This window comes from Leptolyngbya sp. PL-A3 (assembly GCF_039962325.1).
Classification (GTDB): Bacteria; Cyanobacteriota; Cyanobacteriia; order Elainellales; family Elainellaceae; genus Vacuolonema.
The window spans coordinates 85,719-98,795 of sequence record NZ_JAMPLB010000015.1; the positions used below are offsets into that span (position 1 = coordinate 85,719).

The 13,077-nt window shown below is 50.7% G+C and carries 8 protein-coding genes; 2 read left to right on the forward strand and 6 right to left on the reverse strand.

Going from position 1 to position 13,077, the window contains the following annotated elements; all coding sequences use genetic code 11:
* Positions 1-128 precede the first annotated feature (128 nt).
* The 4 genes from prfC to NDI52_RS13575 form a co-directional block, all read right to left on the reverse strand.
* The gene (gene prfC, locus NDI52_RS13560; RefSeq protein WP_190771028.1) at positions 129-1,757 is read right to left on the reverse strand and encodes a peptide chain release factor 3; all 1,629 of its coding nucleotides are present in this window, start codon (positions 1,755-1,757) and stop codon (positions 129-131) included.
* A 257-nt stretch (positions 1,758-2,014) separates the two neighbouring features.
* Positions 2,015-2,917: a sulfotransferase family 2 domain-containing protein gene (locus tag NDI52_RS13565; RefSeq protein ID WP_190771027.1), complete on the reverse strand. Its 903-nt coding sequence runs from the start codon at positions 2,915-2,917 to the stop codon at positions 2,015-2,017.
* Positions 2,918-3,260: 343 nt separating this feature from the next.
* Positions 3,261-3,476 carry a photosystem I reaction center subunit IV gene (locus tag NDI52_RS13570; protein ID WP_190771026.1) on the reverse strand — a complete coding sequence of 72 codons (216 nt, stop codon included), beginning with the start codon at positions 3,474-3,476 and terminating at the stop codon, positions 3,261-3,263.
* A 207-nt stretch (positions 3,477-3,683) separates the two neighbouring features.
* Positions 3,684-5,114, reverse strand: coding sequence for a 1-acyl-sn-glycerol-3-phosphate acyltransferase (locus NDI52_RS13575; protein WP_190771025.1), 1,431 nt, complete (start codon positions 5,112-5,114; stop codon positions 3,684-3,686).
* Positions 5,115-5,557: 443 nt separating this feature from the next.
* On the opposite strand from NDI52_RS13575, the gene NDI52_RS13580 reads away from it, so the two are divergent.
* Positions 5,558-6,823 carry an FkbM family methyltransferase gene (locus NDI52_RS13580; RefSeq protein ID WP_190771024.1) on the forward strand — a complete coding sequence of 422 codons (1,266 nt, stop codon included), beginning with the start codon at positions 5,558-5,560 and terminating at the stop codon, positions 6,821-6,823.
* Between the two features lie 429 nt (positions 6,824-7,252).
* Positions 7,253-8,815 carry a polysaccharide biosynthesis protein gene (locus tag NDI52_RS13585; RefSeq protein WP_190771023.1) on the forward strand — a complete coding sequence of 521 codons (1,563 nt, stop codon included), beginning with the start codon at positions 7,253-7,255 and terminating at the stop codon, positions 8,813-8,815.
* A 178-nt stretch (positions 8,816-8,993) separates the two neighbouring features.
* On the opposite strand, the gene NDI52_RS13590 is transcribed toward NDI52_RS13585, so the two are convergent.
* A complete protein-coding gene (locus NDI52_RS13590; RefSeq protein WP_190771022.1) occupies positions 8,994-9,968 on the reverse strand; it encodes a cysteine synthase A in 975 nt (324 codons plus the stop codon).
* Positions 9,969-10,298: 330 nt separating this feature from the next.
* Entirely contained in the window at positions 10,299-13,013 is a 2,715-nt protein-coding gene (gene topA, locus NDI52_RS13595) for a type I DNA topoisomerase (protein WP_190771021.1), read from the reverse strand.
* Between the last annotated feature and the right edge of the window lie 64 nt (positions 13,014-13,077).

Here is a 13,077-nt window from a genome sequence, read left to right on the forward strand (position 1 = left end):
TAGGTGGTTGTCGTTAAACATAGGTCTCAAAAGGTTGTGCCGTACGCTGCAAGCACTCAAAGCTCTGTTTTGACGTACGCCTCGCGTACATCAAAACAGGGCACTTCAGCGTTTGCAAGAAACCTGTCTCAAACTTGAACAGGTTCTTGTCCCGATACCACAGGCGCGACCCGTCGCAAGTCTAGGATTGGGTGCTCGCCTTCCACTTGTTGGCAGTTCCATTCATTTTTGAATAGAAGCACTGGGCGACCCCAGCTATCCTTCACCGTCGCGGTGTTGAATAGACGCCCTACTTTCTCCATAGCGGCCCAACCACCGCCGACCCAACGGGCCACACTGAAGGGCAACGGGTCAAGCAGTGTCTCGACGCCGTACTCATTTTGTAGACGAAACTGGACAACTTCAAATTGCAGTTGCCCAACGGCCGCAAGAATGGGTTCTCGTTTGGCCTCATCCGTAGAGTACATAATTTGAACCGCACCCTCTTCGCGCAGCTCTGTAACGCCCTTTTGGAATTGCTTGAATTTCGAGGGGTTGGGGTTACGCAGGTACGCAAAGAGTTCCGGGGAGAAAGAGGGAATACCTTCAAATTCCAGCTTGGAACCGACGTAAATGGTATCGCCAATAGCAAACATCCCTGGGTTGTTTAAACCAATTACATCACCGGGATAGGCTTCATCTAGAGATTGCCGCCCCTGGCCAAAGAGCTTTTGCGGGTGAGACAATCGTACGGTCTTGCCCGTACGAGCGTGTTTAACCACCATGTCTTTCTCAAACTTGCCAGAGCAGACTCGAATAAAGGCGATGCGATCGCGATGTTTCGGATCCATGTTGGCTTGCAACTTGAACACAAACCCCGAAAAGTCTGGCTCCGTGGGTTCGACATCTCCTCGGGTACTGCGCCGTGGCGCCGGTTTCAAAGCATAGTCCAGGAAGGATTCCAGGAATAGCTCTACCCCAAAGTTGGTCATGGCACTACCAAAGAAGATAGGAGTAAGTTCCCCAGCGTGAATCTTTTCTAGATCAAACTCAGTTCCGACCCCTTCCAGTAACTCCAATTCCTCTTTGAACTGGTGATAAAGCTCCTTCTCCAGCAGGTCCTCAATCCGGGGGTCGCCCAGATCAATAACCGTGTCAAGAGCTTCGCGGCTACCATGCGCGCTGCGTTCAAACAGGTGGATCTGACGTTTGCGGCGATCGAAGACGCCTTTGAAGCGATCGCCCATCCCAATCGGCCAGTTGACGGCGTAGGTCGCCAGCCCCAACTCCTGCTCAATCTCATCCATCAGCTCAAAGGGGTCACGCCCCGGACGGTCGAGCTTGTTGAAGAAGGTGAAGATGGGGATACCCCGCATACGACACACTTCAAACAGTTTGCGGGTTTGAGGTTCTAAACCTTTGGCGGCGTCTTCCAGCATCACCGCGTTATCGGCGGCGGCCAGGGTACGGTAAGTGTCTTCGCTAAAATCTTGGTGACCGGGAGTATCGAGCAGGTTAATGTTGTAACCGCCATACTCAAACTGCAACACGGTAGAGGTAATCGAAATACCCCGTTGCTGCTCCATCTCCATCCAGTCGGAAGTGGCATGACGTTGTGCCCGACGAGCTTTCACCGCTCCGGCTTCGTGAATGGCCCCTCCGTATAGCAGCAGTTTTTCCGTAAGGGTTGTTTTACCAGCGTCTGGGTGAGAGATGATGGCAAAATTCCGACGCTGCTCAACGGCGGAGGCAATCTCAGTCTGGAGTTCGGTGGTCATGGTAACGACAGTGAAAAAGTAAGGAGACGCTAAGACTCCACCCTACATTATAGGAAGTGGCTGAATTTGCTGACAGTTATGGACTTTATCTGCCATTAATTTATTAGACAGAGCCTCTTGCAGAAATTTTTCTACAAGAGGCTCTGTCACAAGCAATTAAGGCTAGTAGGCTGCGGCCTAAGTTCGCAACCTATGTTTTGCGTGGGGTGCGAAGCACCCCACGCAAAACATAGGTGATGGATTTCTGCCTCAGCGTACTAGTCTTCCCAAACGAGTTTGAAGAAATTGCGATCGAGTTTTTCCTGCCAGTCTTTTGGAAAGGAGCGACTGAACTTGAAGAATCGAGTATACAGCCAATTCAAGCTGCGAAACCAGGCGAGTTTGAGCTTGAAGAAAGGCACATGCTTAGCAATCAACTCATCCAACAACTCATCGACGTAGCGGTAAAGTTCCACATCCATGGAATTGTGCTTATAGATGGCCTCCGCCACATCCAGTGGCACATCTTCCCGTTTCATGCGGTTATGGCTGACGTTCCAGCTCATGTAGAGGGGCATCGACCATCCCATAATTTCTTTGGCAACAATGAGGGTTTCGTCAAACCGCTCAGAGGTACCCACCACAGCGAAGTGTTCTCGCAGGTTTTGCTTGGCCCGCTCTAAAAACTCAGGAGGGCATTGTCCAAAAGGCGTTGTATCGCCTTCCGGCCCAACCAGCATACGAGTTTGACCGTTGTCCATCTCCAGAGAAATGCCATTAACGACATACTCTTTGAGCCCGAGATTCTGGGACATGATCTGCTTGTGCAGGTAGTGATCCTTCCGCTTTCGCGCGTAATGATAATGCGACACGGCGCGGTCAAGAGGATCACGTAGTACGGTCACATAGATGGCAGGCTCACCAATGGTTTCATGCATGCCATAGCCAAAATGCCCCCGTACGACCCGGTACCGCAGGCGTTCCTCAGCAGGCATTTGCTTGAAATCTTCAGGGGTTTTCCCAACAACGCTAGGGTCCGGATGGCAGGCAAAGATATTTTTTCGACCATACTGCCGAACCATAATGGATCCGAGCGTAGTTCCGGCCGTTTTAGGAATGTGCACAAAAAAAATGATGGGTTCTGTGCGTTGGCCGGACGGCGGCGCTGAGGAATCGTGCATGAAAAACCGTGGAAAGCTATTAGATCACATGGATTAGCCAACTGGCCCCAATGTTCCCCAAACTATATCACACCGCCGTTAACCCTAATTCCAACCGTAGACTTCCCAGCAATTCTCATTATGAGCTTCAAAGCCAAGATTGCGCGCCTGTCGGGCGCGCAATCTTGGCTTTGAAGCCCGAAAACTGCTTGCCGAAGGCAAGCAGTTTTCGGGTCTGATTCCATACCGAGAATTGCTGGGTTCTAACGCTAGGATAAGCACATTTCAAAAACAAAGGGGCACAGAAGTGGTTAGCCCAGCTCTGTCCCCCTTGGTTAGTTGTATTGAAAAAACAACGAGCCGATTAGCTCTTGGCAGGAGCTTTCTTAGGTGCTTCCACTTCAACAACTTCACTGAGGGCAAAGTTGTTGGTGTTCACACCGGCATAATTGACTTTTTCAAAACGAACGATCACGGGGTACTTAATGCCGCTTTGGTCAATGGAGGCCACAACACCTGTGTCCTGGAACCAGTAGGATTCGGGACGCAGGATGCGTACTTTAGAACCACGTTGAACCATGAGTGCTCTTCCTTAATGTATGAATCTAAGGTTTCCAAAACCAGCGGAGCGATCGCCCTCTGCGAGGTCGCCGGGTTCCGGTGGACTATCTCAAAGAAGTAACCCCATTATGGGGGGAAAGGGCGCAGCCGAAAAGGATTCCAGCGTTTCCGGGTATTAAGTTTTATTGCCGAGTATGTCTAGAGAGATGGGTGCAAGCGGATGTTTCTATGCCTGAATCATGGCTTCTAGAGCAGTTTGAAGGTCTTGAGTGAGGGCTGCAACAGCTTGGCGACGGTTAGCGTGGTAGTCGGGCATGCGATCGCTCACCGACAAGGGCTCCCCAATACTAAGACGGGCCCGACGCTGCCCCAGCATAGGATAAGGAAAGGAGTGCTGTCCCTTTAAGCGGGACACCATATCCCAGAGGAGAGTTAGAGTTTCTCCGAAACGCTCGGCCGAGGGCTTTTCTCGCACATAGTTGCCTGTCACGCTGACAAAAGTTTCCACCAGTCGCATGTGCCAGATGTGAAAGTCAGATTCCTCGGCAATGCGATCAGCCAACCCGCGCTCAACAGCAGGTAAGGCATCCAGGTCCTTAATATCTTCACGAAAGATACGATCCCAAGCGGCCTGCTCAAGCCGACGGCAACGGTCTGCGAGTGACCCTTTGGGTTGTAATCCAAAAAACTGTTCAGCAACTCCCAAGGCGCTATTGAGTAGGGCTTGAAGCCGCTCGGCCAGAGCCTCGTTGGAAATATTTTCAGGAACTCTCAAGCGTGTGCCAGCCGAGGCTTGCAAGGTCGCTACCGGTTGTCGATAAAACCGGGAGTAATACTCTTCCATCAGGCCCAGCAAATAAACTCCCAGACGGAAAAGCCGTTGATAGAGTTGGGTTTGCTGTTCGGAAGTAGGCGTTACACCATCCTGCACAGCAGAAACCGAGAGGAAATCAGATTCTGGAACTAGACCACTATCCACCTCTAGCTGATGAAGAAGTTGGGCCATGCGGTGCCAGGGAGGACTGATGAAGTCATACTGCAATCCCACAGGCAAGATATAGACCAATTCAGAGCGATCGCCCTTCTTCAAATCCTCAGCGCACCAGAATCCAAATTGGGCAATTCCTGGTTCAATAGGGCTGACCAGCTCGTTATGTCCATTCGTCGCCCCTTCAGGAGCGGCGGCGATCGGAAAGCGGCCCTCTACAAACAACTGCCGAATCGTCCGTAACCCTGTGGTATCAACCTTTCCTCGTCGGATGGGAATTCCTCCTAGCCGTGAATAAAGCCAACCCACATACTGCCCGGCCCAGAGAGGAATGCCACGGTCGTAAATGAAGTGAAAATGGGTCGGATTCGATAAGGACACACCCTGTTGTCGAGCAGCAGCGGGTAATACGTAAGAGCTCAAGTGCAGCAGGCACTCAGGATCGCTCGTGCTGGGATGGCGAAAGGCCAGGAGAAAGCGTGCTTTGCCCTGTTCAAACTGGTGATACAGATCCACCAACCGCTCAATATGCTGAACCTGGACGTCGGCAATGTTATGGCTGTAGCGCAGGCGGTAGGGGAGGAGCGATCGCGCCCCCCACCAAACCCAGGTTTGAAAGTTGGGAGGAATGAACTCCAGCGGGGGCTGCACAGAAAGAGGCTTGGCCATAGAAAAAGGAGTGAATGATAGAAAATTGGCGGGCTGTCAGTAGAACTTGAACCGTAATTTCTGAATCGGCTACATACTTTTGCGGGAGCTGCTCCATTTCACCATTCAAGGCCGAAAACTACATTGTGAAGGAGCAAAATCTTAGTCCTGATTCGTCAAAAGAGCTTAAAAAGCTATTAGAAAAGGTTGATGTTTCCTATCTAAATAGTGTGGAGCATGAGCCTTTTCAATAGCTTTTCAAAGAGTTTTCAAAGAGCTTCTAAGTTGGTCTGAACCATTTGCAGTCAAATCTGATCTGTGTTTTCAGTCATAGCGTATCTAGCTCATGTTGTCAGGACAGCACCTGCAAACTTTCGTAGCATTACAAGCTATAAAACAGAGCGAATTTTTCGTTTTTTGGGCAACCTATTTTTGTTCAGTGATGCAGTCCTGCCAGCAGAGCCATGAATAACTCAACGATGTCAAGATCCAGAATATTCAGCGGATTGCTGCATCTTAAACAAAACAAAGGCTTTGAACCCAAAACGGTGATTGATGTTGGTGCAGCCCTGGGAACCTTTGAGCTATATGATGCTTTTCCCCGCGCCAGACATTTCATGATTGAGCCAGTCAGTGAAAACGAACCCTATCTGGCAACGCTCTGTTCCAAATTACCCAATGCAGAATATATTATTGCGGCCGCGGCAAGTCAGTCAGGCATAGCAGAATTGCACATCAGCCCCGAGCTTGCTCACTCCTCTGTTACCAACGTACATCAAACTCAAAGCCAAACTTCGCCTCCAGAACCTGTTGCTGATCCTTATCTTCGTAAGGTTCCAGCCATTACCGTGGATGAAATTTGCCAGCAGTATGAGTTAGAACCGCCCTACCTAATAAAGCTAGACGTAGATGGTAATGAACCCGATGTACTACTAGGAGCAACTCAAGCGCTAAAAGATACGGAGTATCTGATTATTGAGGTTAGCCTCTTTGGGCAAATTCATGACGTGATAGATGTGATGCGATCGCAAGGATTTGTTATCTATGACATTGTCGACTTAGTATACCGGCCTACTGATGGGGCCCTCTGGCAAGCTGACATGGCATTCGTTAAAGAAGAAGGACTGTTTAGGCAGAGTAAAAGCTTCGTCCCTGAGGCGCATCAAGAAAACTTGAATGTCCACCTTAGAGCGTGGCGCGACGAATACATTAAAGCCATTGAGGAACTTTCGCTCGACGAGTATTGCTCTCCATCTGGCTTAGAAACAGAAGCGTTTGAACAAATCAAATCTGATTGTGGAGAACTATTCAACTTAAGAGCAATTAATTTGCTGGTTCGGCCAAATTGGGAGATAGATGAAACCGTATTGAATCAAAAACTTATCCAGCTGTTAAAGACTGTGCTGACGCACCCTCAAAAGCACATGATGACCATGCTAATTACAGCAGAAGATGTAGAGTCTGAAGCTGCCAACCTACTCCTGGCAAGCCTCATGATGTCGGTTTTAGAGGAAACTGAGGTGGATGAATCGGAAGGCGAACCAGATTTTATCCTGCTCACCCCCGAGCAAATGTCACAACTAGAATCAATCACTCCTCGTATTACCGCCCAAGTTCTATTGGAGTGCGATCGCCCACTTCACGAAGGCGTTGAAGCTGTTCCGTTTACCTCCTTAAAGGATTTAGAGAATGCTCAATATCCCATTTCTTCGGAGCCCAGAGCTAATTGATAAAGAAAACCCAATGGTCTTCATTTAATCAGCTGGGATGGATACACTCACTCCATTCCTAAAAGCACTGCCCAAGCTGCTTAGAAATGGCCTAGTTTAACAGCGGGTTTTATAAGTTTTGTTAAGGATGTAATTCTCTTTACCGCCCCAAGAAGCTGAGTCTGCTGTTTATCAAGTCTTTAAAGTAGCAATGAATTTTTTAAAGAGATTGCACGGTTGAAGATTTACCCATAAGGGATTTTTTCGTGCTTCTGCTAAATTTCAAGTGGCTTAGGCAACTCCTGGAAACAGGCTTTATGAAGCCTTTACAATTCCTGGGGTTGGTTCAGTAAAAGAATCATGTATTTATTTTCATTCTCAAATCACAGTGAACTTTAAACGCACTTAGTAAGGCTTGAGATTTACTGTCCTTATAACTGGGAGCTGAGCATGTATAGTCCAGACCTTGACCGCTCTAGCACGGCATCTAATTTTCAGTCCTCCTCTTCAAATGGGCTAGCGGTTGGTGCTTCCGACCCAATAGAGCGGAAGGCGGATGTAATCGCCAAAATTCAGGCATTGGTTCCCATTGGGGCTCCCGAACCAACTGACCCCGATCTATTGCAACAATTACGAGATTTGACCCAACGGCTGATTCGTGCCTACAAGAATGAGGGGTGTCTTCAAGGCGATCCCTTCTACGATGCTTGGACACGTAACATTCACCTCTATGAAGACGATGCCCGTTTGGAACTGAAAGACAAGCGGGTACTAATTACGGGAGGAGAGGGATATGTTGGGCGTCATTTGTTGGAAGCCGTAGCCCGGTTGGGTGCTGCCCGCATTGTCTCCGTCGATAAAGAACGATGTAGTGATGCGACTACTGAGGTAAAACCTCTAGATGAAGGGGTCATGGGGGATACAGCGATCGCCCACTACGCCGTCGATATGCGTGACGCTACATCTCTCGAACAGGTGTTTGCGGCAGAAAAGCCCGAAGTGGTTTTTCATTTGGCAGCTCAACGCCTACCCGGGTTGGCCGAGGTACAGATCCACGAGACTGTTACCAGCAATATCTTTGGTACGCGCAATCTGATTCGCATGTGTGAGGCCTATGGCGTCAAGAAGTGCGTCTTCTCCTCCACGGGTAAAGCGTCTCGCTATTACACCGCAGAGGTTTATGCGGCATCCAAGAAGCTCTGTGAATGGCAGTTTGCCCACGCTTCTGAGCATGGTACCGTCACCTATGCCATGGTCCGCTTCACTCACATGCTGAACAACAGTTCCTTCTGTGAACAGTTCGACACTAAAATCTCTCAGAATCGGCCCATCAATGTCCATGCCCCGAATCGTTTTATTGTGGGCCAGAACATTGGGGAGGCCGTTCATCTGCTACTGAACGCTCTGGTCTTTGCCGAGCCGAAAAAACTGAAGTTTGTCCTGTGCCGCAACCTGGGATGGCCAACAGAAACCCTTGAAGTGGCCCTTCACAAGATTCTGGAGTCGGGCAAGGATCTATGCATTTACTTTCAGGGAATTTTGCCAGGTTATGAGGAACCCCTCTTCCGGGGACAAATCGACTGGGACAATCCCTCCGAACTCAACACCTTGATTAATGCTGCTGAGATCCTGTCTCGCCATTATGATCCGGTCGGTCACATGCTGGTCGCTGAGCTGACGCCCTTCTGCTACGACACGCTGTTCGATCAGTTGGCGCAGATTGAAGCGTCTACCCTGGATCCAGCACTGCCCCAAGCAGAAATTAAAAAGGTAACGGGAGAGGCTGTGTTGGCGATCGCCACCACTTCCTTTGCCAATGTTCCCCCTGAAGTCATTATCAAAATCCTCAAGTGGGGCATGAATCCCCAGTACTTCCAGGAGGAAAAGATTCCGCCTGACGTGCTGCAAAATATTGTTAATGCGATGATTCAGGGTCTCAATCAAGGATTGAACAACACGTTGAATCGTTGCGTTGACTTGGTGTCTCGTCACTACGCTCCCAAGGCAATCTAATAAACTTGAGTTCGGGTTGGGGCATTTTCGAGTGGTATGCGTTGCGCAGCACTCAAAAATGCCCCTTTTGGCATGCGCGAAGCGCGTGGCTATCATTGCTTGGCACTCTTCAAGAAAAAGAAGTAGAGACACACGGTCTCTACTTCTTTCTCTTGGAATGCTATTTCTCAAACGTTCGCTAAGCAGGTGTCAGCCCCTTCTCAGCAAGCCACTGGGAGTTATACAGGCGCGATTGGTAGCGAGTACCCCCATCGCATAGGACAGTCACGATGGTATGCCCCGGTCCCATTTGTTTTGCCAGGGCCACCGCCGCTCCCACATTAATTCCCACAGAGCCACCCATAAACAAGCCTTCCTTTCGGAGTAGTTGGTAAATGACGCGGATAGCCTCCGGGTCCTCTACCTGAATTGCATCGTCTACAGGCGCTCCCTCCAAATTAGCCGTAATGCGGCTACTGCCAATGCCTTCGGTAACAGAACTGCCCTGCACCTGAATTTCCCCAGTTTTGAAGTGGCTGTAGATACCACTCCCCATTGGATCGGCTACAACACAACGAATGTGTGGGTTCTTCTCTTTAAGGAACATGGCAACCCCGGCGTAGGTACCACCTGTACCTGTAGCTGTAACCCAAGCATCCACTTTGCCTTCCGTTTGAGCCCAAATTTCGGGGCCTGTTGTCTCATAGTGGGATCGCCGATTAGCCAGATTATCAAACTGGTTAGCCCAGATAGCGTTCTCCATTTCCCCGGCGATCCGGCCCGACAATCTCACGTAGTTGTTGGGATCCTTGTAGGGCACTGCAGGTACAGGACGTACTTCGGCTCCCAGAGTCCGCAGCAGATCCATCTTTTCCTGAGACTGGGTTTCCGGAATGACGATCAGACAACGGTAGCCCTTGGCATTACAAATGTGGGCCAACCCGATCCCAGTATTGCCCGCCGTACCCTCAACGACAGTACCCCCAGGCTTCAGCAGCCCCCTCTTTTCGGCATCTTCAATAATATAAAGGGCCGCACGATCCTTCACGGAACCGCCAGGATTGAGGAACTCGGCCTTGCCCAAAATTTCACAACCCGTTTCTTCACAAAAGCTTGTAAGCCGGATTAAAGGCGTATTTCCGACGGTGCTCACAAAGCCGTCTTTAATGTCCATGCTGCTTTCTCACGTTCTGCACTCTTGCCATTCTGACACGGCTGACTCAGACTACGACGGGCTAACGGGGGTCTACTAGCCTTTCGGATGGTTTAACGTGCGAAGTATACACACCACACAAACACTACAGTTGACCAACCACGAGGGCTCCGTCAAGAAATTAAAAACATTTCCAATCTTTTCAGTTTCAGAATTCTATTTCAAAGCTATATAAGGTTGCTGCAGGGGCCAGGGTGACCTTTCTACAACAACCCTACACCGGTCTATTTCGCGTATCCCTTCACGCAAAGATAAACACCAAACAACAGCAGGCCCTTATAAAGTAAGCCACTATGTTGTCTGTTTACGGTTGCTGGTGCGGGTGCTTTTACCCGTACTTGTAGATTTCGCCGCTGCACGGGTGCTCTTCGTCGTGCTCTTCTTTGTGGTGGTTTTACCGGTACTACCTTTTGCTGTGGTGGTTTTACCAGCTGCGGCCCGAGATGTACGACCACTCGACTTCTTAGTGCCTGCTTTAGCGTTAATTAGCTCCAGTGCTTTCTCCATCGTGATAGATTCCACTGTTTCCCCTTCAGGTAAGGTCGCGTTAACCTTACCGTGTTTGACATAGATCCCGTAAGGTCCCTTGTACACGTTTACGGACTCTCCATCCGCCGGGTGCGGGCCTAATTCCCGTAGAGGTGTAGAAGAACGGCCACGGGTTCCTTTTGGCTCGGCTAATAATTCGAGTGCCCGATCTAGAGTTACAGTCAGGACATCATCCCCAGCTTTGAGGGAACGGTATTCTGGCTTGCCCTCCGCCCCTTTAGAATGCATAACGTAAGGGCCAAACCGCCCCAAGTTTGCCTGAATTTTGGCCCCGGTCTCAGGATGGGTACCCAGATTGCGTGGCAGCGAGAGGAGACCAACAGCCATCTCCAACGTCACGTTCTCAGGCTTGACCCCTTTCGGGAGAGACGTACGCTTCGGCTTGGGATTAGCCTCCGACTCATCCCCCAGCTGGACATAGGGGCCATAGGGACCAATGCGCATGTAAATCGGTTCGCCTGTTTCCGGATAGAGGCCAACTTTGTCTGGTCCTTCGGTTTTCTGCCGCAGGATCACCTCGACCTGTTGGGGATCCAAGTCCGCCGGGGTCAGGTCTTGGGGAATAGAAGCTTTGACGGCCTCTTCGCCATTCTCAGTTTCTAAATAGGCTCCGTAACGGCCAATTCGAACTCTGGCCTCCAGCCCTTCAAGATCAATAGTGCGAGCTTCGCTGGGGTCGATCTGGTTTTCCCGCTCTTTGACCAGAGTTTCTAATCCTGTTTGTCCCAGGTAGAATTCCCGCAGGTAGGGCAACCACTCAGCTTCCCCCGTAGAAATTTCATCAAGGGTGCGCTCCATACGAGCGGTGAAACTGGTATCCACCAGATCGGGGAAGTGCTGCTCCAGTAAGTTCGTCACCGCGAAGGCTGTGAATGTGGGGATCAGGCTATTGTTCACCATCTGGGCATAGCCCCGATCCTGAATGGTCCCAATAATGCTGGCGTAGGTACTGGGACGACCAATACCTTCACTTTCCAGGGTTTTCACCAAAGTTGCTTCAGTGTAGCGGGCAGGGGGTTGGGTTTCGTGGGCGATCGCCTCCAATTCCCGACACTCTGGGTGATCCCCCTGCCGCAGAGTCGGCAAAATGACCTCTTGACTCTCGATCGCTGCATCAGGATCATCTGATCCCTCCACATAGGCCCGGAAGAAGCCGGGGAAGTCAATCCGCTTACCAGAGGCGCGGAATCCAGCGTCTTCGACTTCAATCTGAACGGTAATATGCGTTTGACGCACTTCGGCCATCTGGGTTGCGACGGTACGCTTCCAGATCAGGTCGTAGAGTTGCAGGTCGCGGCCACTTAGCCCTGTTTGCTGGGGAGTACGGAAGGTGGTTCCAGCCGGACGGATGGCTTCGTGAGCTTCCTGAGCGCCTTTGCTCTTGGTGGTGTACTGACGCTCTTGGGGGCTGAGGTACTCAGCACCGTACATAGCTTCAACACAGGAACGGGCAGCAGCGATCGCCTGTTGCGATAGGTGTACCGAATCCGTACGCATATAGGTAATGTAGCCCTGCTCGTACAAGCTCTGAGCGGTACGCATCGTGTCCCGAGCAGAGAGCCGCAGCTTTCGGTTAGCCTCCTGTTGCAAAGTGGAGGTGGTAAAGGGAGGAGCGGGTTTACGGGTGGAGGGGCGTTCCTCCAGGTTTGTGACCGTCCAAGTGCTTGTTTGTAAGCGCTCCTGAAGGGCGTAGGCAGCAGCTTCATCTAATAAAAGGACGTTGCGGCCTTCAATGACGTGGCCGGTGGCTTCATCAAAGTCAGCACCGGTGGCAACCCGGGTCCCACCTACCGAAACGAGCTTCGCTTCAAAGGGAACTTTTTCCTGAGCCAGTAGAGCTTTTAAGTCCCAATAGCTACCTTTCCGGAAGGCACGCCGCTCCCGCTCCCGTTGTACCAGTAGGCGCACCGCGACGGACTGTACCCGGCCAGCGGACAGGCCCCAGGCAATCTTTTTCCAAAGCAGGGGCGACAGTGTGTAACCTACCAAGCGATCGAGAATTCGTCGGGTTTCCTGAGCCCGAACCAATTGCTCATCAACGTTGCGACAATTTTCTAGAGCGCCTTGAATGGCCTCTTCAGTAATCTCGTGGAAGACCATTCGCTTGATAGGCACCTTAGGCTGTAGCACCTGTAGCAGGTGCCAGCTAATGCTCTCTCCCTCGCGGTCTTCGTCAGTTGCCAGTACCAACTCATCCGCCTCTTTCAGGGCGTCTTTCAGGCTCTTAACAACCTTCTTTTTGTCTTGTGGAATGATATAGAGGGGGTCGAAATCATCCCCTACATTGACGCCAATCTTTGCCCACTCTTCGCCTTTGAGGTTGGTGGGAATGTCGCTTGCCGACTGGGGCAAGTCTCGTACGTGCCCCATAGAAGCTTCCACCCGGTACCCCGGCGGTAAGTAGTTGCGGATGGTTTTTGCTTTTGTGGGAGATTCAACAATAACGAGCTTAGACATGAGCTTGGATGCAGTTCAAAGATACGAGGCAGGGGTTAAGAAGCAGCGGGGCAGGGCCCGGGGG